Below are 21,753 nucleotides of genomic sequence, written 5' to 3'. Positions count from 1 at the left end.
CCCCGCCCCGCACCATGTGAAACGATCGGATGATGCAACCGGGCGACCAGATCGATCTCGACATCACCGCCGTCGCGCACGGCGGGGTGTTCGTGGCGCGACACGAGGGCCGGGTCGTGTTCGTGCCCGACACCCTCCCCGGCGAGCGGGTGCGCGTGCGCCTGACCCAGACCGGAGAGAAGTCGTTCTGGCGCGGCGAGGCGCTCGAGGTGCTGGATGCCTCACCCCACCGTCGCCCGCATGTCTGGCGTGTCGCCGACATCGACACCCCGCCCGAGCAGCGACCGGGCGGCGCCGATTTCGGGCACATCGAACTGGACCACCAGCGCACGCTCAAGCTCGAGGTGCTGCAGGACGCGCTCACCCGGATGGGCGGCCTCGACCTGACGGTGCGGATGCTGTCGGTGCCCGGCGACGACGACCGCGACGGTCTGCGCTGGCGCACCCGGGTCAGCCTGCACGTGGACGACGAGGGCCGGATCGGCCCGTTTGCGGCCCGCAGCCACCGGATCGTTCCGGTCGACGAGCTGCCGCTGGCGACCGCCCCGATCGAGCGGGTCGCGGCGACCCTGCACGCGAACGCGCCGGGCCGGATCGACCTGGTCCAGCCCTCGGACGGCCGGGTCCGGATCGTCCCGCGCCCCGCCGAGCGCGCCGCCCGTCGGCCGGCCGCCCGGCATCGGCGCGGCGCCCGGCATCTGAGCGAGACCGCACGCCGCCAGAACCAGGCCGTGGCCGCACGTGCCCAGCACTCCGCCCAGGTCGCGCACGAAGTGGTCGAGCAGCGCGTGGGCGAGCGCACGTTCCGAGTGGATGCCGGCGGCTTCTGGCAGGTGCACCACAGTGCTGCCCTCACCCTCAGCGACCTCGTCGCGGCGGCGCTGCCGGACGCGCTGGACCCGGACGGGCTGCACCTGGACCTGTACGGCGGGGTCGGCCTGTTCGCCGCGACGATCGGCGAGCGGGCGGGCGAGTCCGCCCGGGTGATCAGCGTCGAATCCGATGCCCGGGCCACCGAGCACGCGGGCGAGAACCTCGCCGAGTGGGTCGGCGCGCGGGCCGAGACGGCGCGGGTCGACCGCTGGCTGCCGCAGCTGCGCGAATCCGCCTCGCCGGGCGAGCTGGATCGGCTCCGCCGCGGGGCGGTGGTCCTGGATCCGCCGCGCTCCGGCGCGGGCGCCGCAGTGGTGGCCGAGATCGCGGCACTGGGTCCGGCATCCGTCGTCTACGTCGCGTGCGACCCGGTGGCGCTCGCGCGCGACCTGAAGACGTTCCGCGTCGCCGGATACGAGGCATCCGCCATCACGGCGGCAGATCTGTTTCCGCACTCGCACCACGTCGAGGCCGTGGCGGCGCTCACCCGGACGGCGGCACCGCGCTAGCCTGATGCCTATGACCGACGTGGCCCTGATCGACGACCATGAGTCCGTGCGCCTGGGGCTGGAGGCCGCCTGCGCGCGCGCCGACGAGATGGATGTCGTCTTCTCGGGCAGCTCGGTGACGGCCTACCTCGAGTGGCGTGCGCTGAGCGGCTCGCGCCCGGCCGACGTGGTGGTCTTGGACCTGACCCTCGGCGACGGCACGACCGTGACCGAGAACGTGCGCCGGATCGCGTCGGACGGCTCGAGCATCATCATCCACAGCGTCGCCGACCGCCCGGCCGCGGTGCGCGAGGCGCTGGCTGCCGGCGCGGCGGGGATCGTGAGCAAGTCGTCTCCGATCGACGAGGTCATCGTGGCGGTCGGGGCGGTCGCCCACGGCGAGCCGCTGAACAACGTGGAGTGGGCCAGTGCGGTCGACGGCGACCGGGCGTTCGCCGACGCGCAGCTGTCGGCGCGCGAGCGCGATGTGCTGCGGCTGTACGCGGCCGGGCTTCCGCTGAAGATGGTCGCCGACCGACTGGGGATCGCCTATTCCACAGCGAAGGAGAACATCAACCGGGTCCGGGTGAAGTACGTCGATGTCGGACGCCCTGCCCCGACGAAGGTCGACCTCCTGCGCCGCGCCGTCGAGGACGGCATCCTGACCCCCATCGAGGACGCCGGTGACGCGTGACACCGATCGCGCCGCGCTGAGCGCCGCGTGGGGCCAGCTGCCGCAGTCCCGCGAGACGGTGGCGCGACTCGGCTCGTTCACCCGCACCCGGGTCGAGCGGATCATCGGCCTGGTGGTGGCCGTCGGCTGCATCGCCCTCGCGTTGCAGGGGCTGTTCGCCGCGATGGATGCCCCGGCCGAACGGCCGGAATGGCACCCCATCCTCGAGATCATCGTGTTCGGCGCGCTCGCGCTCATGCTGCTGGCGTGCTTCGCGGGCCGCGGGCTGCGGGTGTTCGCCCCGTTGTTCGCGGCCGCCTACATCGCCTGTCTCGTGCTCTGGCCGATCGCGGCGGCGGGCATGCCCGCCTCGCCCTCGGTCGAGCCCTGGATGTTCTACCTGATCAACATCGGCACCGTCGCCTCGGTGCTGGCGTTCACGCTTCCCTGGCAGATCGTCTTCACCCTGGCGATCCCGGTGCTGTGGGGCATCTCGCGCCTGGTGCAGTGCGGATTCGCCCCGGGCTTCGCCATGCCGGTCGCACTGGACGTGTCGTTCGCGCTGATCCTGGGCGGCATCCTGGTCGCACTCGGCTGGGTGTTCCGCACCGTCGCCGCCAACGTCGACACCGCACGCGCCCAGGCGGTCTCGTCCTACGCGGCCGCGGCCGCGGCCGAGGCCACCGAGCAGGAGCGGGTCGCGGTGGGCGCGCTCATGCATGACAGTGTCCTGGCGGCCCTGATCGCCGTCGAGCGCGCGCAGAGCCCGCGCGAGCGCACCCTGGCGGTCGGGATGGCACGCGAGGCCCTGACCCGCCTGGCCAACGCCGAGCGCGATGCGGGGATGGGGTCCGAGGCTCCGGTCGATGTGGACTCGATCGCACGCGAGATCGAGGCATCCGCCGTCGAACTCGGCCACCCGGTGCGAGTGGAGCTCACTCGCGGCGCCGGTGAGATCTGGCTGCCCGGGGTCGTCGCCCGCGCCCTCGCGCTGGCGGCGGCGCAGGCGATCGCCAATGCCATCCAGCATGCGAATGCCGCGGGTCTGCGCGTGAGCGTGACCTGCGCGAGCGAGCCCGTCCAGGTGTCGGTGCTGGTCCGCGATTCCGGTCCGGGATTCGATCCGGCAGCCGTCCCGGATGACCGTCTCGGCATCAGCGCGTCGATCGTGACCCGGGTAGCGGCGGTCGGCGGCCGGGCCCGGATCGCGTCGGACGAGCACGGGACCCGCGTCGCCCTGGAATGGGCGGAGGGCGCATGAACCGGAGTGTGCGCGGCATCCTCACCGCCCTGGGGGCGGCGTTCGCCCTCTACCTCGCGGCCCGCGGCCTGGTCTGGGCCGGCGGCGACGTCGACCGCCCGATCATGCTGCTGCTCTCGATCGCGCTGTATATGGTCGTCGCCGCGCTCTGCCTGTTCATCGATGGTCCGCCGCCCCCGGCGGCCGAGTCCGTCGAGGACGAAGAGATCGGCATGATGACGACGGGACGGCGGGGGCCGAACACCCTGCCGCTGTGGGTGTGCGGGCTGGCGCTGCTGGTGGCTCTGGTGATCCCCAACACGGTGCCGTTCGCGTTGGACCCTGCCTCGCGGACCTCGTCTTTCGGCACCTGGTACGTCGGAGCGATCGGGCTGCTGATGACGATCATCATGGTGCGGCGGCGGCCGTGGATGTCGTGGATCGGCCTTCTTGCGCTGGGGGTGTCGACGATCGCCTGGCTGGGTGTGGGGCCTGCGTTGACGGCCGGACTCGTCGGCTCGGTGATGTGGGTCGTGGCCGCGCAGCTGCTGCTGCTGTCGATGGACCGTGCCGCGCGCGACACGGCACGCCTCGCCCAGCTGCAGCGGGCGGCGTCGGCGTGGCGGGCCGCGCAGCTCGGCCGGCAGCGCGAGCGGCGCATCCAGGTGCAGCGTGCGCTGGCGGTGGCGGGGCCGATCCTGTCGCGCGCGATCGAGAAGGGCGGCGACCTCGACGAGCGCGAGCGTGCCGAGGCGCGCATCTCCGAGGGGCAGCTGCGCGACGAGCTGCGCGGGGCACGGCTGCTCGACGACGGCGTGCGGGCCGAGCTGGATGCCGCCCGTCGTCGTGGCGCCACGGTCTCGGTCGTCGACGAAGGCGGGCTCGACGGGCTCGCCGAGCCCGATCTGGAGGAGATCCGCGCCGATCTGGCCGCCGCTGTGCGCGAGGCCGAGTCGGACCGGCTGTACATCCGGGCCTCGGCGCATCCGCGGATCGCGGTGACCGTCGTAGGTCGCTCCGCCGCCGGGGGAGCCCAGTCAGCCCACTCCGATGAGGACAGCGTCGACCTGTGGCGTGAGATCCCGCGCCCAGCGCCCGACGACGAAGACTGAACCCGTCAGAGCGCGAGCCCGGCGGGTCGAGACGACCCGTGACCGGGCGCCTGCGCCGAGGCGAAGAGAAAGGCGAGGGGCGGCGAAGCCGCCCGCCCCTCGCCCGTGGTGGACGGTTACCCGAAAACCATCCACGGTGGCCGAACCTGAACTCGTCTACCCTGGACGAGCCGGCCAGCCGAACGCAGAAGCGTTCCAGCAGTTCAAGTATCCGACGGTGGCAAGCGGTGTGTCTGTAGGTATTTTGGGGGACATTTACGCGCGTAACGTCGGGCAGGATGCGGCATCCACGCGGCCGGCTCAGCCGCCGAAGCGCCCCCAGCCGAGGTCCCGCCGCAGCGGGCTGCGCAGGCTGCGCGCGGAGATCTGCCAAGCCGAGCGGTCCGACCGGTCGGCGGCGGTGGCGGATGCCTCTTCCTGGCTGTAGACCTCGGTGACGACCGCGATCAGGGCGGCCAGCTCCTCGTCGGTCGGGGTGCCGCGCACCACGTCGACACGCAGCGTTGAAGCGTCCGCTGCGGGCGTGTCCGGCAGGCTCATAGCGGGATGTTACCGTGCTTCTTCGGCGGCTGGCTGGCGCGCTTGCCGCGCAGGGCGCGCAGCGACTTCGCGATGAACACGCGGGTCTGGGCGGGCTCGATGATGCTGTCCAGCTCGCCGCGCTCGGCCGCCAGGAACGGGGACGCCACGTTGTACAGGTACTCGTTCGCCAGCCGCGCCCGCACGGCGGCGATGTCTTCACCGGCCTCTTCGGCGCGCTTGAGCTCGCCGCGGTAAAGGATGTTGACGGCGCCCTGACCGCCCATCACGGCGATCTCGGCCGTCGGCCAGGCGACGTTGACGTCGGCGCCGAGCTGCTTGGAGCCCATCACGATGTACGCGCCGCCGTAGGCCTTGCGCAGGATGACGGTGACCAGCGGCACGGTCGCCTCGGCATACGCGTAGAGCAGCTTCGCGCCGCGGCGGATGACGCCGGTCCACTCCTGGTCGGTGCCGGGCAGGTATCCGGGCACGTCGACGAGGGTGACGATCGGGATCGAGAACGCGTCGCAGAACCGGACGAAGCGGCTCGCCTTCTCACCGGCCTCGATGTTCAGGGTGCCGGCCATCTGGTTCGGCTGGTTGGCGATGACCCCGACCGTGCGGCCGTCGATCCGCCCGAGCCCGACCACGATGTTCGGGGCGAACAGCGGCTGCACCTCGAGGAAGTCGCCGGCGTCGACCAGATGCGTGATCACCTGGTGGATGTCGTACGGCTGGTTGGGGGAGTCCGGGATGATCGCATTCAGCGTGCGATCGGCATCCGTCGTCTCCCATTCGAACCCGGTCTCGTACACCGGCAGCTCGGCCATGTTGTTGTCGGGCAGGTAGCTGAGCATCGTGCGGACGTAGTCGATCGCGTCGTCCTCGTCTTCGGCGAGGTAGTGCGCGACGCCCGAGCGGGTGTTGTGCGTGTAGGCGCCACCCAGCTCTTCCATCCCGACGTCCTCGCCGGTGACGGTCTTGATCACGTCCGGCCCGGTGACGAACATCTGGCTGGTCTTGTCGACCATGATCACGAAGTCGGTCAGCGCGGGGGAGTAGACCGCGCCGCCGGCCGCCGGGCCCATGATGATCGAGATCTGCGGGATCACTCCGGATGCGGCGGTGTTCAGACGGAAGATCTCGCCGTACTTGCCGAGGGCGACCACGCCCTCCTGGATGCGCGCGCCGCCGGAATCCAGGACGCCGATGATCGGCATCCCGCCGCGCAGAGCGAGCTCCATGACCTTGATGATCTTCTCGCCGGCCACCTCGCCCAGCGACCCGCCGAACGTGGAGAAGTCCTGCGCGTACACGGCGACGGTGCGCCCGTGGATCGTGCCGACGCCGGTGACGACCGAGTCGCCGTAGGGCCGGGACTTGTCCATCCCGAACGCGGTGGTGCGGTGCCGCACGTATTCGTCGATCTCGGTGAAAGAGCCGGTGTCCAGCAGCAGCTCGATGCGCTCGCGCGCCGTGAGCTTATGCTTCGCGTGCTGCTTCTGCAGCGCGGATGCCTCGGCATCGACGACCGCCTCCTGGTAGCGGTTGCGCAGATCGGCGATCTTGCCGGCGGTCGTGGAGAGGTCGGGTTCCGTCACGCATTCCACCCTAACGATCCACCCGCCGCGACGGTTGGAGACCACGCACAAGGGGTTGCCCGATCCCCTGTGGACCTCCTCTGTCTCCGGCCCGTCCCGCCCCGCCGCGCGGCGGCTCCGCGTGCGGCCGATGCCCCGTAGGGTGATGCCATGACTGAGGCATATCCGCGGACCGCCGCGGTCAGTCCCCGGGTGCAGGTGCGCTCCTCGACCGGGTCGACGAACGCGGATGTCGCGGCCGCCGTCGCGGCGGATCCGCTGGGGTGGCCGCACCTGTCCCTCCTGCTGACGCACGATCAGCGCGCCGGTCGCGGCCGGCTCGACCGCTCCTGGACGGCGCCGCCGGGGACCGCCCTGGCCGTCTCGGTGCTGGTGCGGGTGGCGGATGTCCCGCCCGCCGCGCGCGGCTGGATCCCGCTGATCGCGGGGGCGGCGATGACCCGCGCCGTCCGCGCGCAGCTGGGCGGCTCGGGGCATTCGGCGGCGCTGAAATGGCCGAACGACGTGCTCGTGGACGGGGGCAAGATCTGCGGCATCCTCGCCGAGGTCGTCGCCCCGGATGCCGTGGTCATCGGATCGGGGATCAACACGACCATGGCCCGGGTCGACCTGCCCGTGGTCACCGCGACCTCGTTCGCCGCCATCGGCCGCACCGTGGATGAGGACCGGCTGCTGGCCGACTACCTCGTGGCGCTGGACGAGCAGCTGACCGCGCTGGCCCGCAGCGGCGGACGCGCGGCCGAGGCCGGGGTGCGCGGCGAGGTCGAGGCGCTGTGCGCGACGATCGGCGCGGACGTGCGGGTGTCGATGCCCGACGGCTCGACGCTCGAGGGGCGCGCGCAGCGGCTCGACGACGAGGGCCGGCTCGTGGTGCAGTCGGGCGCGACCGAGATCGCGGTCTCGGCCGGTGATGTCGTGCACGTGCGCGGCACCGCCCCGCTCTGATCGCGAACCGACCCACGCCCGACCCGCCGACATCCCGCGCGGATGCGGGCGATGTCGGCGGCGGCGGCCAGAATGGGGGCATGACGCAGCCGACGAGCATCGGGGGGCGGCCATTCGCGCCCGCTCCGGGCTCGCCCACGCCCGAGCTGCGGGTGGCGCGGTTCCGGCCGCACGCGCGTCGCCTCATCTGGTCGGCCCTCGTGCTCATCGCCGTCGCCGGCGCCGTCGGCTACTTCTGGAGCAACCTGCCGTCGCCCTTCGAGAATTGGATGCTGGCTGCCGGCGCCGCGGTGGTCGTGTTCTTCCTCGTCCTGCTGCCGTTCCTGGCCTGGTGGGCGCACGTCTACACGCTCACCACCCGACGGATCATCGAGCGCCGCGGCATCCTGCGCGTGCGACGCCGCGATCTCGAGCATGTGCGCGGGTACACCATCACCGTGCGCCGCGGCATCCTCCAGCGTCTCTGGGGCGTGGGCACCCTCACCCTCTCGGACGGCGTGGACCACCCGATGCAGCTGAAGAACGTGCCCAGCGTCGCGCTCGTGCACGAGGCGCTCGTCGACCAGGTCGAGGTCAACCAGATCCTTGCGCACCGCGACGCGACCTCGATCCCGCTCGCCTCGTCGACCTGACCGTCGCGGCGGCGCCGACACGGGCGCCCGGCGTGCGCGAGAATGGACCGGACGAAAGGAGCGGGATGTCCCTGCGAGTCGGAGTCGTCGGTGGTGGCCAGTTGGCGCGGATGATGATCGCTCCGGCGGTCGAGCTCGGGATCGAGCTGTCGGTCCTCGCCGAGCAGGAGGGCATGTCCGCGAAGCTGGCGGCGACCGCCGTCGGCGACTACCGCGACCTCGAGACGGTGCTCGCCTTCGCGCGCGACGTCGACGTCGTCACGTTCGACCACGAGCACGTGCCGCAGGAGGTGCTGCGCGGCCTGGTCGATGCCGGCATCGCCGTGCGGCCCGGTCCCGATGCCCTGCAGTACGCGCAGGACAAGCTGCTCATGCGCGCACGGCTGGACGAGCTCGGGATGCCGCAGCCCGACTGGGCGGCGGCATCCGAGCCGGCGCAGCTCCAGCAGTTCCTGGACGGCCACGGCGGCCGGGCGGTCGTGAAGACCCCGCGCGGCGGCTACGACGGCAAGGGTGTGCGTGTCGTCCGCGTCGCGGCCGAGGCCGAGGACTGGTTCGCGAGCCTGGCCGAGGACGCGCGCGGCGGGGCGCTGCTGGTCGAGGAGCTCGTCGACTTCCGGCGCGAGCTGTCGCAGCAGGTGGCGCGTCGGCCGTCCGGCCCGATGCGCGCCTATCCGGTCGTCGAGACCGTGCAGCGCGAGGGTGTGTGCGCCGAGGTCTTCGCGCCCGCGCCCCATCTGACCGCGCGGCTCGCCAACGCCGCGGCCGAGGTCGGCACGGGGCTGGCCGAGGGGCTGGGCGTGACCGGGATGCTGGCGGTCGAGCTGTTCGAGACGACCGATGACCGGGTGCTGGTCAACGAGCTGGCGATGCGGCCGCACAACTCCGGGCACTGGTCGCAGGACGGCGCGGTCACCGGCCAGTTCGAGCAGCATCTGCGCGCGGTGCTGGACCTGCCGCTGGGCGATGCCACGCCGCGGCAGCCGTGGGCGGTCATGGTGAACATCCTGGGCGGGCCGTCCTCCGGCCGCATGGACGAGCCGTTCGCGCGCGTCTTCCAGGCCCACCCGGACGTGAAGGTGCACACCTACGGCAAGGATCCGCGGCCCGGTCGCAAGGTCGGCCACGTCACCGCCGTGGGCGATGACCTGGACGACGCGGTCTACGACGCCCGCGCCGCCGCGGAGTTCTTCACGAGCTGAGTGCGGCTGTGCTCGGTCGGGGTGCCGCGAGCCCCGGACGGCAGCCCCGCGGCGGGCAGGCCGGTCCGCCCATCCCGCCGGTTCGCCATGAAGAACCGCGCCGTTGCGGGGATCTTCCAGGCGGGCGCCCTACCCTTGTCGGGTGACCGAGCCGCTGCATTCGTCCGCCTCGCCCCTCGTCGGAGTCGTCATGGGCTCCGACTCGGACTGGCGGGTCATGAGTGACGCCTCCCAGGCGCTGACCGACTTCGAGATCCCGCACGAGGTCGAGGTGGTGTCGGCCCACCGCACGCCGGACAAGCTGATCGAATACGGGCGTTCCGCTCGTGCGCGCGGCCTGAAGGTGATCATCGCCGGCGCCGGCGGCGCCGCCCACCTGCCCGGCATGCTCGCCTCGGTGACGGCGCTTCCGGTGATCGGCGTGCCCGTGCCGCTGGCCACCCTCGACGGGATGGACTCGCTGCTGAGCATCGTCCAGATGCCGGCCGGCATCCCGGTCGCGACCGTGTCGATCGGCGGGGCGAAGAACGCCGGGCTGCTCGCGGCGCGCATCCTCGCGGCATCCGACCCTGCCCTCGCCGATCGCGTCGAGGCGTACGCACGAGAGCTGCACGCACAGGTCGAGCTGAAGAACCACCGGCTCAAGGAGTCTCTGTGACGGCGGCCACCGCCGGCCGCCACCTCATCGAGGAGCGGCCGATCCGGTATCCGGACGCGTCATCGACCCCGATGATGACCCGGCGCGGGTGGTGGCTGGTGATCCTGAACTTCCTGATCCCCGGCTCGGCGCAGGCGGTCGCCGGCAACCGTCGCCTCGGCCGATTCGGCCTGGGCGCGACCCTCGTGATGTGGGTGCTGCTTATCCTGGCCCTGCTGGGCGCGCTGCTGTGGCGATCCGGATTCCTCACCATCGTCACCAACCCGATCGTGCTGCTCGCCGTCGAGGCGCTGCTGGTGCTGTACGTCGTGCTGTGGATCATCCTCACGATCGACACGCTGCGCCTGGTGCGCCTGGTCAAGACCGGACCGCGCGCCCGGGTCGCGATCGCCGTGCTGTCGGTGGGGATGCTGGTGGTCGCCGGCGGGACGGCCGCCTACGCGGTGCGGGTGACGGATGCCGCGCGCAGCGCGCTGGGCAGCATCTTCAGCGCGTCCGGCCCGGCCGTGGACCCGTCCGACGGCTACTACAACATCCTGCTGCTGGGGGCCGACAGCGGGAAGGGCCGCGACTCGATGCGGTTCGACTCGATCTCGGTGGTCTCGGTCAACGCCGACACCGGGCGGGTGATCATCACCGGCATCCCGCGCGATCTCGAAGGCTTCCCGTTCCCGAAGGACAGCCCGATGCACGCGCTGTACCCCGACGTGCACACCGGGCACGGCAGCGCGACCTGCGGCTGGACGGGCGCCATCAACCAGCTCAACACCGAGCTGGACGTCTGCCGTGACGGCAGCAAGATCTATCCGGACGCCGAGAAGAACGGGTCGACCCCCGGCGTCGAGGCGACGAAGGATGCCGCGGAGGGACTGCTGGGCATCGACATCCCGTACTACGCGTTCATCGATATGGCCGGCTTCGCCGCCCTGGTCGACGCGCTCGGCGGTGTCGACATCACGGTGACCGAGCGCCTGCCCGAAGGCGGCGGGCCGAAGTACGAAGGGCAGCCGGTCGACCAGTGGGCGACGGGCTGGATCGAGAAGGGCAAGCAGCACATGGACGGCAAGACCGCCCAGTGGTATGCCCGTTCGCGCAAGACGACGAGCGACTGGGACCGCATGAAGCGGCAGCGGCAGCTGCAGGAGGCGATCCTGAAGCAGTTCACCCCGGCGACCGTGCTCAGCCGGTTCGAAGACATCGCGAAGGCGGGGGAGCACCTGGTCAAGACCGACATCCCGTCCTCGATGCTGGGGTACTTCACCGACCTCGCGATCAAGTCGAAGGGGCACAAGGTCACGACGATCGAGCTGACACCCGCCCAGCAGATCGACCAGACCACGCCGGACGTCGAGTACGTGCATACCCTGGTGCATAAGGCGCTGCATCCGCCGACTCCGTCGTCGTCGCCGAAGGGATGAGCCTGTGAGCGTGCTGCTGCGGGTCGTGCTCGACCAGCTGGTCGGCCCGACCGACCCCGATCTGGCCATGGCCTCGCGCGAGCTCGCGCACGCGCTGGTGCAGGCGGCACCGGCCGGCTGCGACGTCGGGGCGATCGTCCCGTCCGGGCCGTTCGACATGGCGGGCCTCGCCGAGGTGCGGCGGCTGGGCATGGCGCGGCGAGAGCTCGCGGCGGCCTGGCAGCTGGGCGTCACCGCGGGCGTGGGCGGGGGACTGATCCACTCGCCGACGCTGCTCGCACCGCTGTCGCGGCACGACCGGGTGAACGATCACGATCAGACCGTGGTCACCCTGTGGGACCTGCTGGCGTGGGAGCACCCCGACGAGCTGACCCGCCCGGCGCAGACCTGGTCGAAGGCGATGCTGCGGCGCGTGCGCAAGCACGCCGATGCGGTCGTCGTGCCCACACACGCCATGGCCGAGCGACTGGCCGGCATCGTCGACCTCGGCGGACGCATCCGGGTGATCACGGGTGCCGCGCCCACGGGGTTCACGCCGCCCACCGATGCGGTCGGCCGGCGGCGCACCCTCGGCGTCCCGGAGGCCGTGATCGTGCTCGTGGGGGATGCCGCACCCTCTGCCGCGCTCACGACGGGATTCCGCGCGGTGGCGGCATCCGGAGCCGACCTGCCCATCGTCGTGCTCGACGCGCAGGAGGGGCAGGAGCCGGCCATCGTCGACCTGGCCGCCGCGGCCGGCATCGGCGAACACCGGATGCACGTGCCCGTGGGCATGGATGCCGCGGACCGCGCCGCCGTCCTGGACGCGACGACGCTGCTGATCGCCCCGACCCGACGCTCCGCCTTCCCCTGGCGCGTGGTCGAGGCGATGGCCATGGGGGTGCCGGTCGTGGCCGCCGCCTCGGCCGATCACCGCGAGGTGATCTTCGATGGGGGCAGTGTCGTCGGCGAGGCGACGGACGATCGGCAGGATGTCGAAGCCCTGGAAGACGGGATCCGCGGGGCGCTGGCATCCGTCGCCGGGCTCGAGCGGCTCGGCGTGCTCGCCGGCGACCGCGGTCGTGCGTTCTCCTGGCGCGGTGCCGCCGATCGCGTCTGGCAGCTGCACGCCGACCTCTGAGCGCCTTCGCGCGTCGTTGGCGACCCCACAGCTCGTTGAGCGAGGGAGTGCCGCCCCTCTCACAGCTCGTTGAGCGAGGGAGCGAAGCGACCGAGACGAAACGCCGCCGACCCCCGTTCACGCCCTCCTGCCGACACTGTGAACACGTCGCATTCGGCGTGTCGCAAAACCAATTCTCGGTTCCGGGTGGTAATCATCCGTCACATCCGCCACAATGTTCACATGTTCGCTCGCAGTCACCCGATCCTGTCCGCGCGCTGGCGCTGGCTCATCCTGATGCTGGCCGCCTTCGTGGCCGCGGCAGTGCTCACCGCAGTGTCGCCTGCACCCAAGGCGCAGGCGGCCGAGCTGCCGGGGACGATCGTCGACGGCGGATACTTCATCTCAGACGCCGAGTTCTACAAGTCGAACTCGATGACCGAGGCGCAGATCCAGACGTTCCTGAACGGCAAGGCCTCCTGTGCCAGTGGTGCGACGTGCTTGAAGAACTATCGGGGCGATCTGAAGGCGCGTAAGGCCGACAGCTATTGCAAGGCGGTGGCGGGGGAGAAGAATGCGACCGCCGCCCGGATGATCTACCGCACCGCCACCGCGTGCGGGATCAATCCGAAGGTCATCCTCGTCATGTTGCAGAAGGAGCAGGGCCTGGTCACCTCGAGCAAGCCCAGCGACTGGAACATCGAGCACGCCATGGGCCAGTCGTGCCCCGACACGCCTGCCGGTTGCTCGGCCGCGGCGGCGGGACTCTGGAACCAGGTCTACCTGGGTGCCCGGCAGATGCAGATCTACACGAAATACCCCGCCTCGTTCGGGTATCGCGCCAAGCAGTACAACACGATCAAGTGGGCGCCGAGCTCGTCCTGCGGCACGTCGAAGGTCTACATCAAGAACCAGGCCACGGCGAATCTCTACAACTACACCCCGTACCGTCCGAATATCGCGGCCCTCGCTGCCGGCTACGGCACGGGTGACAAGTGCTCCACATACGGCAACCGCAACTTCTACAACTACTACGTGAGCTGGTTCGCCCCCGGCTCGTCCAGCTCGAAGGGCGCACCCGCCCAGGTGGGCTCCTGCACGGTGCCGGCGACGGCGGATGTCGCCACCCGCAGCGCGGCCGCCACGGTGAACGTGCAGTCGCTGAACGCGCGCAAGGCACCGACCACGCTGTGCGGCAGTGGCATGAAGACCCTCGACAAGGGGACGAAGGTGACCGTCACCGGAGTTTACGGGGCGTGGTCGCACATCAAGGTCGGCAGCTCGACGCTGTGGGTGGTCAGCGAGTATCTCAAGACCGGCAGTGGCAGCACCTCTGGCAGCGGAACGCCCGCGTCGGTGGGGTGCGCGCAGCCGGCCAGCGTAGCGAGCGCGTCGGGCACAGCGGTCGTCACTGTGGCGGCGCTCAATGCACGGACCGCCCCGAGCACGGACTGCGCCACCGGCGTGCAGACGCTCAAACAGGGTCAGAAGTATGCGCGGACCGGTACGTCTGGCGTCTGGTGGCGGTTGAAGGTGGGCACCAAGACTCTGTGGGCGCACAGCGACTATCTTGCGCTGGAGAAGCCCGCCTCCACGCCGAAGCCGACCACGTCGCCGAAGCCCACGACGTCGCCCAAACCGGCTCCGAAGCCGACGACCCCAGCGACCACGACCAAGTACGTATCCGTCGCGCTGAATCTGCGCACGAGTGCGAGTCTGTCGGCCAAGATCGTGACCACGATGCCGCGCGGCGCCAAGGTCACCGTGCTGAAGAAGAGCGGCAGTTGGAGCCACGTCAAGTACGGCACGAGGACCGGCTGGGTCGCGAACGCCTACCTGACCAGCTCGGCGGCCTCGTCGTCCGCGAAGCCGTCGACGCCTTCCTCGACCGCGCAGAAGACCATCGCGGCTCTGAACCTGCGCACGAGCGCGAGCCTGTCGGCCAAGATCGCGATGACGCTGCCGCGGGGCGCGAAGGTCACCGTGCTGAAGAAGAGCGGCAGCTGGAGCCAGGTCAAGTACGGCTCGAAGACCGGGTGGGTCGCGAACGCCTACCTGACCAGCACGTCTTCCTCCGCTTCGAAGCCGGCCGCATCAGCCTCGAAGACGCAGACGACGGTGGCCGCGCTGAACCTGCGCACGAGCGGCAGCATGTCGGCGAAGATCGTCACAGTCCTGCCGCGCGGCGCGAAGGTGACCATTGTGAAGAAGAGCGGAACCTGGAGCCAGGTGAAGTACGGCTCCAAGACCGGATGGGTGTCGAACGCGTATCTGAAGTGATACAGCCGGCTGGCGCGGGAGACACGCGGGGTCTGTTCTGCCCCAGCCGGTTTACAGACAGGACTCCACTAAGATTGCGGATGGCCCGGAGCGGACTCACGAGGCCGCTAGGACACATACCCGTGACAAACACACTCGATAAGAGCGCCTTCGATACGCCTGGGCGCGGCAGGGGCCTGCTGGATGTCTTCCGGTACCGCTACCTCCTGCGCCTGCTGATCAGCAAGACGACTTCGCTGCGCTACCGCAACTCCGTGCTCGGCTGGCTCTGGTCATACGTGCGACCGACCGTCCAGTTCCTCGTCTATTTCCTTGTCGTCGGCGAGATCATGGGGTTCAAGCGGGGGATCGACTCCTTCCCCATCTACCTGTTCTCCGGGCTCGTCGTCGTCAACCTCTTCAACGAGGCGATCGGCGCCACGACCCGCGCGATTGTGGACAACAAGGCGCTCGTCCGGAAGATCTATCTCCCCCGAGAGCTGTTTCCGATCTCCGCCGTGGTCGGCTCGTTCATCCACTTCCTTCCGCAGCTCGCGGTGCTTCTGCTCGTGTGCATCCTGTTCGGATGGGTGCCGACCTTCGCCTCTGTCGGTCTCCTTCTGGCCGGTCTGCTCATCGTGATCCTGTTCGTTCTGGGCGTCGGGCTGCTCTTCTCTGCCATCAACGTCCGGTTCCGAGACGCGCAGAACTTCATCGAGATCATCCGGACCATCGCGACCTGGGCGTCGCCCATCATGTACACCTGGGTGATGGTGCATGATCGCGCCCACCACTACCCCTGGATCTTCGATATCTACATGAGCAACCCCATCACGGTCGCGGTCGAGATGTTCCATGAGGCGATGTGGTCGCCCATCGTCCCCGAGACCGCGCGATTCGGGTGGCCCCCCGACTTCGGCTGGAACATCGCCGCCGCCATCGGCGTGATCATCGTCGCTCTGGCGCTCGGCCAGCTCGTCTTCCGCCGCTTCGAGCGCACTTTCGCCCAGGATCTGTGATGCGCGCGCATACCACCACGCAACAGCCCGCCATCGTTCTCGAGCATGTCTCGAAATGGTTCAACAAGCGCTCCACGCGCTCGTTCAAAGAGACGTTCATCAACTGGGTGAAGCATCAGCCCGTCCGGGCACAGCAGTTCCAGGCGTTGAAGGACGTCACGTTCAGCATCAACGAGGGCGAATCCGTCGCGGTGATGGGCCTGAATGGTTCGGGCAAGTCCACGACCTTGAAGATGGTCTCCGGCGTGATGGGTCCGGATGAAGGACGTGTTCTCACCCGAGGCCGCGTCGCCGGTCTGATCGAGGTCGGTGCGGGCTTCCATCCCGATCTCACGGGACGTGAGAACGTCTTCCTGAACGCGGCCATCCTCGGCATGAGCGAGAAGGAGACCAAAGAGCGCTTCGACGAGATCGTCGCGTTCAGCGAGATCGGCGAGTTCATCGATCAAGAGGTCAAACACTATTCGTCGGGCATGTTCATGCGTCTCGCGTTCAGCGTCGCGATCCACGTCGAACTGGACGTGCTCCTGGTGGACGAAGTGCTCGCCGTGGGTGACGCGCCGTTCCGTGCCAAGTGCAATGCGAAGCTGAAAGAGATGGCTGAGCAGGGCATCACGATGATGATCGTCAGCCACAGCGCAGGTCAGGTCAAAGAACTCTGCAGCCGCGGGATCGTCATCCGCAAGGGCGAGGTCATCTTCGACGGCCCGATCGACGACGCGTTGCAGGTCCTTGATCAGAGCTAGGCACGCCGCACGGTTCGCAATCGGCCTGTTGTCCGTTCGATAGGCTGGCACTCCGTAGCGTCCCAGAGCCACATTGGAACCCGTGATCACTGTCTCTCTTGCCCCGTACGAAGATGACGATGGCAATCGCATCGAATACGACGGTCCCGTCATCGACACAGTGAAGATCACCTTCCGCGGCAAGAACAATGTGGCACGGATTCACGCGAAGGCGAGCGCGCCGGGCCTGAAGGTCGACTTCAACAGCAACAACGGGACGTTCGCGCTCGGTGCAAATCCTCGCAGTCGACCGTTTTCAGGCGGCATTCGCGTCGGTGAGGATGCCACGGTCGAGATCGGCGACAACGTCTCGTCCACGTCCGGGATCACGATCTCGGCCGTCGAGGGCGTGTCCGTCATCATCGGCAACGACGTGATGTTCGCGAGCCAGAACCAGGTGCGGGCGGACGACGGCCACCCCATTTTCGACGTTCGCAGCGGCGAACGCGTCAATCGGGCACGGACCATCCGCATCGGCAACCATGTCTGGCTGGGGTCCGGCGCGATTGTCCTCGGCGGAGCGTCGATCGGCGAGGGAAGTGTGATCGGCGCCGGAAGCATCGTCACGCGCAAGATCCCCAACAACGTCGTCGCGGTGGGCTCGCCGGCCAGGGTGATCCGGAAGCACATCGCCTGGGAGCGCATCCATCTCGGCGTGGACGCTCCCTTCTATAAGCCGAATGCGTCGTCCATCAAGAGGTCGAAGTACTGGAATCTGACGGTCGAAAATGGAGCTCCCGAGAAGCGGACATTCGCGGCTCGGGTGCGCCGTCGGCTCGGGCGCGAGTGGATCCGACTGAGAGAGCGGCGGAGATCACGGACGTGATGGAGGGCCTCTGGTGACCGGTTCCACTTCCTTCCTGCAGGGGACGTACAACTCGCGTGGACTGGGCGGATTGCCGACGGCAGGCGGTGGCGTCCTGGCATCCGGGATCCTGTATCGGGCAGATGCCCTCTCCGGTCTGACGGATGGGGGCCAGCAGGCCCTTGCCGATCATCGGATCGGCACGGTCATCGATCTGCGCACCGATGCCGAGCGGGCCCGGGCAGCTGACCGGCTGCCGGCCGACGGCAGCGTGCGACTGGTCTCGCTGCCCGTGCAGGGTGGCGCGATGGACGAGCTGGTGCAGAAGCTGATGCCCTCCACCGACGATGTCGGACTGTCCGAGGAGCAGATCGCGCTGGTCGTGGATCAGGTGCCCACGCTCGAGGATCTGTATGTGGCGATCCTCGACGGCAGTGCGACGCAGTTCGCCGAGATCGGGCGCGTGGTCGTGGCGGCGTCGGGCACCGATCGCCCCGGCGTTCTGTTCCACTGCACCGCGGGCAAGGATCGAACCGGACTGGCGGCGGCGCTGCTTCTGCTGGTCGCCGGCGCGGCGCGCGATGTCATCGTCGCGGACTATGTGCAGACCGGCACGAACCTGGCGGGCGGTCTCGCAGACACGCTCACCGCGCTGATCACGACTCTCGGTGTTCCCCTCACACCACGGCTGAAGACGCTGGCGACCGAATCCCCGGCATCCGCGATCGAAACGGCACTGGACTGGATCGAGTCCGAGCACGGCGATGTCGCGGGCTACCTCCGCACCGGCGGCCTGACCGACGCCGAGATCGACGAACTGAGGCGGGTGCTCCGGGCTGCATAGCCTCGGTCCGATGCGGCAGGCGGGGTGCTGGTGGGCTCAGGTGCCGAGATACGCACGCAGGCGCTCGTCGGCCTCCGCGGGGCTGAACCCGGTTCCCTCGAGACGGTCGAGGTCGAGCCGGCTGTTGCGCGGCCTCGGCGCGACCGGTGCGTTCGCCGACGCGAAGTACTCGTCCGTGCTCACTCCGGTGACCCGCGCGGGATCGTGGCCGGTGAGCTCGAACACCCGTCGGGCGACGTCGGCCCAGCTGGCGGGGTCTCCGCACCCGGTCAGGTTGTACGTCCCGTAGGCGGGTCGCCGGGTCAGCAGGTGGCGGATGCCGCGGGCCAGGTCTTCGGTGAAGGTCAGGCGTCCGATCTGATCGTCCACGACCTTCGGGTCGACGCCGCGCTCAGCGAGTGAGGCCATGGTGCGCACGAAGTTCTTGCCCTCGCCGATCACCCACGAGGTCCGCACGATGTAGTGCCGGCGCACGGCCGAGACCAGCGCGTCGCCGGCGGCCTTGGTCTGCCCGTAGGCGCCGAGCGGGCTGATGGCATCGTCTTCGCGATACGGCCGGTCCAGCGTCCCGTCGAACACGTAGTCGCTGGAGATGTGGACCAGGGTCAACTGGTTGTCGGTCGCGATCTGCGCGAGCGCCGCCACGCCGGTGACGTTGGCGGCCCACGCGTCGGAGCGTCCTGACGCCGTCTCGGCGCCGTCCACGGCGGTGTAGGCGCCTGCGTTGATGATCGTGTCGTACTCGCGCCAACGTCGGGCGGTGGCGAGGTCGGGGGACGACAGGTCGAGATCGGCGCGCGTCGCATATTCGACGTGTGCCGCATCGCCGAACTCGGCGTGGAGGGCGCGGCCGAGCTGGCCGCTCGCCCCGATGACGAGCGTCTTTCGCGGCGGCACCGGGGTGACCTCGGCGAGGCGGGGGTGCGCGGCATCCTTCGCCGAGAGCTCGGCGTCGGCCAGCGGAATCGGCCAGTCGATCGCTGCCGTCTCGTCGGCCAGGTTCAGGAACGTGTATGACGCATCGGGCGACCAGTGGTCGTTGACGAGGTAGGTGTAGGCGGTGTCGGCCTCGAGGGTCTGGTACGCATTGCCGACGCCGCGCGGAACGAAGATCGCCCGTGACGGGTCGAGTTCGCAGGTGAAGACCGCGCCGAACGTGGGGCCGTCACGCAGGTCGACCCAGGCGCCGAAGATGCGGCCGGTGGCCAGCGACACCCACTTGTCCCACGGCTCGGCGTGGATGCCGCGGGTCGTGCCGACCGCATCGTTGAACGAGATGTTGTTCTGCACCGGCCCGAAGTCGGGCAGCCCGGCCGCCGTCATCTTCTCGTGCTGCCAGTTCTCCTTGAACCAGCCGCGGCTGTCGCCGTGGACCGGCAGGTCCCAGACGACGAGGCCGGGGATGGGCGTGGGCGTCGCGCGCAGCGGCTTGCCGTATTCGGTCATCGTGAGTTCCAGGTCCCTGAGCGAGCGAAGCGAGGAACCAGCCAGGTCCCTGAGCGAGCGAAGCGAGGAACCAGCCAGGTCCCTGAGCGAGCGAAGCGAGAGGAAGGGCCGGTCATCGCGGGCTCCAGGTCCCTGAGCGAGCGAAGCGAGAGGAAGGGCCGGTCGACGTGATCATCACTGCCCCTTCGAGGCGTAGAACGCCTCGGTGGCGTCCTTCGCGGGCGCCCACCACGCCTCGTTCGCGCGGTACCAGTCGATCGTGGCGGCCAGACCCGCCTCGAAATCCTGAAAGCGCGGCAGCCAGCCGAGTTCTTCGCGCAGCTTGGTGGAGTCGATCGCGTAGCGCAGGTCGTGCCCGGCTCGGTCGGTGACATGGTCGTAGGCGTCGGCATCCCGCCCCATCTGGGTGAGGATGAGCTCGATCACCGCCTTGTTGTCCTTCTCGCCGTCGGCGCCGATGAGGTAGGTCTCGCCGTTGCGGCCCTTGTCGAGGATCGTCAGCACCGCCGACGAGTGGTCGTCGGCATGGATCCAGTCGCGCACGTTCAGGCCCGCGCCGTAGAGCTTCGGCCGGATGCCGCGGATCACGTTCGTGATCTGGCGGGGGATGAACTTCTCGACGTGCTGGTATGGGCCGTAGTTGTTCGAGCAGTTCGAGATCGTCGCCTGCACGCCGAACGAGCGCACCCACGCGCGTACGAGCAGGTCAGAGCCGGCCTTGGTCGACGAGTACGGCGATGACGGGTTGTACGGGGTCTGCTCGGTGAACCGGTCCGGGTCATCCAGTGCGAGGTCGCCGTAGACCTCGTCGGTGGAGATGTGATGCAGCCGCGTGCCGTGGCGACGGGCGGCCTCGAGCAGGGTGTACGTGCCGACGATGTTCGTGTCGAGGAACGGACGCGGGTCGTGCAGCGAGTTGTCGTTGTGCGATTCCGCGGCGTAGTGGACCACCGCATCCGTCTGCGCGAAGAGTTCGTCCACCAGCGCGGCATCGGCGATGTCGCCCTGCACGAACGCGAACCGGTCATCGGGCAGGCCGGCCAGCGACGCGCGGTTGCCGGCGTACGTGAGCTTGTCGAGCACGGTGACGTGATGGTCGGTGTGCTCGATCACGTGGTGCACGAAGTTCGATCCGATGAACCCGGCCCCGCCGGTGACGAGCAGGCGGCTCATGAGCGTCCTCTCTTGAGCAGGTCGAGCAGGTACGAGCCGTAGCCGGACTTCACCAGACTCTCGGCACGGTCCTGCAGCTGGACGTCCGACAGGAATCCCTGCCGCCACGCGATCTCTTCGGGGCACCCGATCTTCATGCCGGTGCGGCGCTCCATCGTGCGGACGTAGTCGCCGGCGTCGGTCATCTGGTCGAACGTGCCGGTGTCGAGCCAGGCGGTGCCACGGGGGAGCACCTCGACCTGCAGCGCGTCCCGCTCAAGGTATGCGCGGTTCACGTCGGTGATCTCATACTCACCGCGCGGGCTGGGCTTCAGGCCCCGGGCGATCTCGATCACGTCGTTGTCGTAGAAGTAGAGCCCGGGAACGGCGTAGTTGCTCTTGGGCTGCGCGGGCTTCTCCTCGAGAGAGATCGCCCGTCCGTCGCCGTCGAATTCGACGACGCCGTATGCCTCGGGCTGCGACACCCAGTATGCGAAGACGGCGCCGCCGTCGACCTCGGCGAATCGCTTGAGCTGCCGGCCGAGGCGCGGCCCATACAGCAGGTTGTCGCCCAGCACGAGGGCGACCTTCTCGTCGCCGATGAAGTCGGCGCCGATCGTGAACGCCTGCGCCAGCCCGTCGGGTGACGGCTGCTCGGCGAAGGTCAGCGTGACCCCGAACTGCGACCCGTCACCCAGCAGCCGTTGGAAGAACGGCGCATCGTGCGGGGTGGTGATGACGAGGATGTCGCGGATGCCGGCGAGCATGAGCGTTGACAGCGGGTAATAGACCATCGGCTTGTCGTACACCGGGATCAGCTGCTTGGAGACGCCCAGAGTGATCGGGTGAAGCCGTGTCCCCGAACCCCCAGCGAGAATTATGCCCTTCACATGAGCCATCTTGGCAGAGAGGGACGCCGCTGATCGAGGGCGCGCGAAGGGACGGAGCGACTTGGGCGGTGGGCCGAACGCTGAAGTCCA

General features: G+C 69.3%; 20 protein-coding genes. 15 read left to right on the top strand and 5 right to left on the bottom strand.

From position 1 onward, the window contains the following. Positions 1–32 precede the first annotated feature (32 nt). Genes AC0L6F_RS05440 through AC0L6F_RS05425 form a run of 4 tightly spaced genes read left to right on the top strand, consistent with a single transcriptional unit; the run spans position 33 to position 4,386 of the window. The gene (locus tag AC0L6F_RS05440; RefSeq protein ID WP_473539465.1) at positions 33–1,382 is read left to right on the top strand and encodes a class I SAM-dependent RNA methyltransferase; all 1,350 of its coding nucleotides are present in this window, start codon (positions 33–35) and stop codon (positions 1,380–1,382) included. A gap of 10 nt (positions 1,383–1,392) precedes the next feature. Next, complete coding sequence (locus AC0L6F_RS05435) at positions 1,393–2,055, top strand: response regulator transcription factor (protein ID WP_274637808.1); 663 nt, start codon at positions 1,393–1,395, stop codon at positions 2,053–2,055. Continuing rightward, a complete protein-coding gene (locus AC0L6F_RS05430) occupies positions 2,045–3,295 on the top strand; it encodes an ATP-binding protein (protein ID WP_473539464.1) in 1,251 nt (416 codons plus the stop codon). The genes AC0L6F_RS05435 and AC0L6F_RS05430 overlap by 11 nt, the downstream gene beginning before the upstream one ends. After that, positions 3,292–4,386, top strand: a complete 1,095-nt coding sequence (locus tag AC0L6F_RS05425) for an MFS transporter (RefSeq protein ID WP_473539463.1) — start codon at positions 3,292–3,294, stop codon at positions 4,384–4,386. The genes AC0L6F_RS05430 and AC0L6F_RS05425 overlap by 4 nt, the downstream gene beginning before the upstream one ends. 300 nt (positions 4,387–4,686) lie before the next feature. Here the strand turns inward: AC0L6F_RS05425 and AC0L6F_RS05420 are convergent, their stop codons facing one another. Both AC0L6F_RS05420 and AC0L6F_RS05415 read right to left on the bottom strand, forming a co-directional pair. Continuing rightward, positions 4,687–4,926: an acyl-CoA carboxylase subunit epsilon gene (locus tag AC0L6F_RS05420; protein WP_259612379.1), complete on the bottom strand. Its 240-nt coding sequence runs from the start codon at positions 4,924–4,926 to the stop codon at positions 4,687–4,689. Continuing rightward, positions 4,923–6,518, bottom strand: a complete 1,596-nt coding sequence (locus AC0L6F_RS05415; RefSeq protein ID WP_473539462.1) for an acyl-CoA carboxylase subunit beta — start codon at positions 6,516–6,518, stop codon at positions 4,923–4,925. The genes AC0L6F_RS05420 and AC0L6F_RS05415 overlap by 4 nt, the downstream gene beginning before the upstream one ends. Before the next feature lie 141 nt (positions 6,519–6,659). Between AC0L6F_RS05415 and AC0L6F_RS05410 the strand changes: the two genes are divergently transcribed. The 11 genes from AC0L6F_RS05410 (at position 6,660) to AC0L6F_RS05360 (ending at position 18,175) form a co-directional block, all read left to right on the top strand. Next, a complete protein-coding gene (locus AC0L6F_RS05410) occupies positions 6,660–7,454 on the top strand; it encodes a biotin--[acetyl-CoA-carboxylase] ligase (protein WP_473539460.1) in 795 nt (264 codons plus the stop codon). A gap of 80 nt (positions 7,455–7,534) precedes the next feature. Continuing rightward, positions 7,535–8,086 carry a PH domain-containing protein gene (locus AC0L6F_RS05405; protein WP_473539459.1) on the top strand — a complete coding sequence of 184 codons (552 nt, stop codon included), beginning with the start codon at positions 7,535–7,537 and terminating at the stop codon, positions 8,084–8,086. A gap of 65 nt (positions 8,087–8,151) precedes the next feature. Continuing rightward, positions 8,152–9,288, top strand: a complete 1,137-nt coding sequence (locus AC0L6F_RS05400; protein ID WP_473539458.1) for a 5-(carboxyamino)imidazole ribonucleotide synthase — start codon at positions 8,152–8,154, stop codon at positions 9,286–9,288. A 190-nt stretch (positions 9,289–9,478) separates the two neighbouring features. Further along, positions 9,479–9,946 (top strand): 5-(carboxyamino)imidazole ribonucleotide mutase, encoded by a 468-nt coding sequence (purE, locus tag AC0L6F_RS05395; protein WP_473539960.1) that lies wholly within the window; start codon positions 9,479–9,481, stop codon positions 9,944–9,946. 71 nt (positions 9,947–10,017) lie between these two features. After that, positions 10,018–11,364: an LCP family protein gene (locus AC0L6F_RS05390; RefSeq protein ID WP_473539959.1), complete on the top strand. Its 1,347-nt coding sequence runs from the start codon at positions 10,018–10,020 to the stop codon at positions 11,362–11,364. A 4-nt stretch (positions 11,365–11,368) separates the two neighbouring features. Next, the gene (locus AC0L6F_RS05385) at positions 11,369–12,484 is read left to right on the top strand and encodes a glycosyltransferase (protein WP_473539457.1); all 1,116 of its coding nucleotides are present in this window, start codon (positions 11,369–11,371) and stop codon (positions 12,482–12,484) included. 222 nt (positions 12,485–12,706) lie between these two features. Further along, positions 12,707–14,743, top strand: a complete 2,037-nt coding sequence (locus AC0L6F_RS05380; protein WP_473539456.1) for an SH3 domain-containing protein — start codon at positions 12,707–12,709, stop codon at positions 14,741–14,743. Between the two features lie 122 nt (positions 14,744–14,865). Further along, on the top strand, positions 14,866–15,741 hold the full coding sequence (locus AC0L6F_RS05375; RefSeq protein ID WP_473539455.1) for an ABC transporter permease: 876 nt from the start codon (positions 14,866–14,868) through the stop codon (positions 15,739–15,741). After that, positions 15,741–16,487 (top strand): ABC transporter ATP-binding protein, encoded by a 747-nt coding sequence (locus tag AC0L6F_RS05370; RefSeq protein ID WP_473539454.1) that lies wholly within the window; start codon positions 15,741–15,743, stop codon positions 16,485–16,487. Before AC0L6F_RS05375 ends, AC0L6F_RS05370 begins: the two co-directional genes overlap by 1 nt. Before the next feature lie 82 nt (positions 16,488–16,569). Then, complete coding sequence (locus AC0L6F_RS05365) at positions 16,570–17,352, top strand: acyltransferase (RefSeq protein WP_473539452.1); 783 nt, start codon at positions 16,570–16,572, stop codon at positions 17,350–17,352. A gap of 13 nt (positions 17,353–17,365) precedes the next feature. Further along, positions 17,366–18,175, top strand: a complete 810-nt coding sequence (locus tag AC0L6F_RS05360) for a tyrosine-protein phosphatase (RefSeq protein ID WP_473539451.1) — start codon at positions 17,366–17,368, stop codon at positions 18,173–18,175. Positions 18,176–18,211: 36 nt separating this feature from the next. On the opposite strand, the gene AC0L6F_RS05355 is transcribed toward AC0L6F_RS05360, so the two are convergent. The 3 genes from AC0L6F_RS05355 to rfbA form a co-directional block, all read right to left on the bottom strand. Continuing rightward, positions 18,212–19,621, bottom strand: a complete 1,410-nt coding sequence (locus AC0L6F_RS05355; protein WP_473539450.1) for a sugar nucleotide-binding protein — start codon at positions 19,619–19,621, stop codon at positions 18,212–18,214. A 174-nt stretch (positions 19,622–19,795) separates the two neighbouring features. Further along, positions 19,796–20,794: a dTDP-glucose 4,6-dehydratase gene (gene rfbB / locus AC0L6F_RS05350; protein WP_473539449.1), complete on the bottom strand. Its 999-nt coding sequence runs from the start codon at positions 20,792–20,794 to the stop codon at positions 19,796–19,798. After that, the gene (gene rfbA, locus AC0L6F_RS05345; RefSeq protein ID WP_473539958.1) at positions 20,791–21,663 is read right to left on the bottom strand and encodes a glucose-1-phosphate thymidylyltransferase RfbA; all 873 of its coding nucleotides are present in this window, start codon (positions 21,661–21,663) and stop codon (positions 20,791–20,793) included. The genes rfbB and rfbA overlap by 4 nt, the downstream gene beginning before the upstream one ends. Positions 21,664–21,753: the final 90 nt, after the last annotated feature.

It is taken from the genome of Microbacterium sp. G2-16M, from assembly GCF_055809115.1.
Note: the sequence above shows the minus strand (reverse complement) of the source record. Positions and strands in the feature narration are given on the sequence as shown.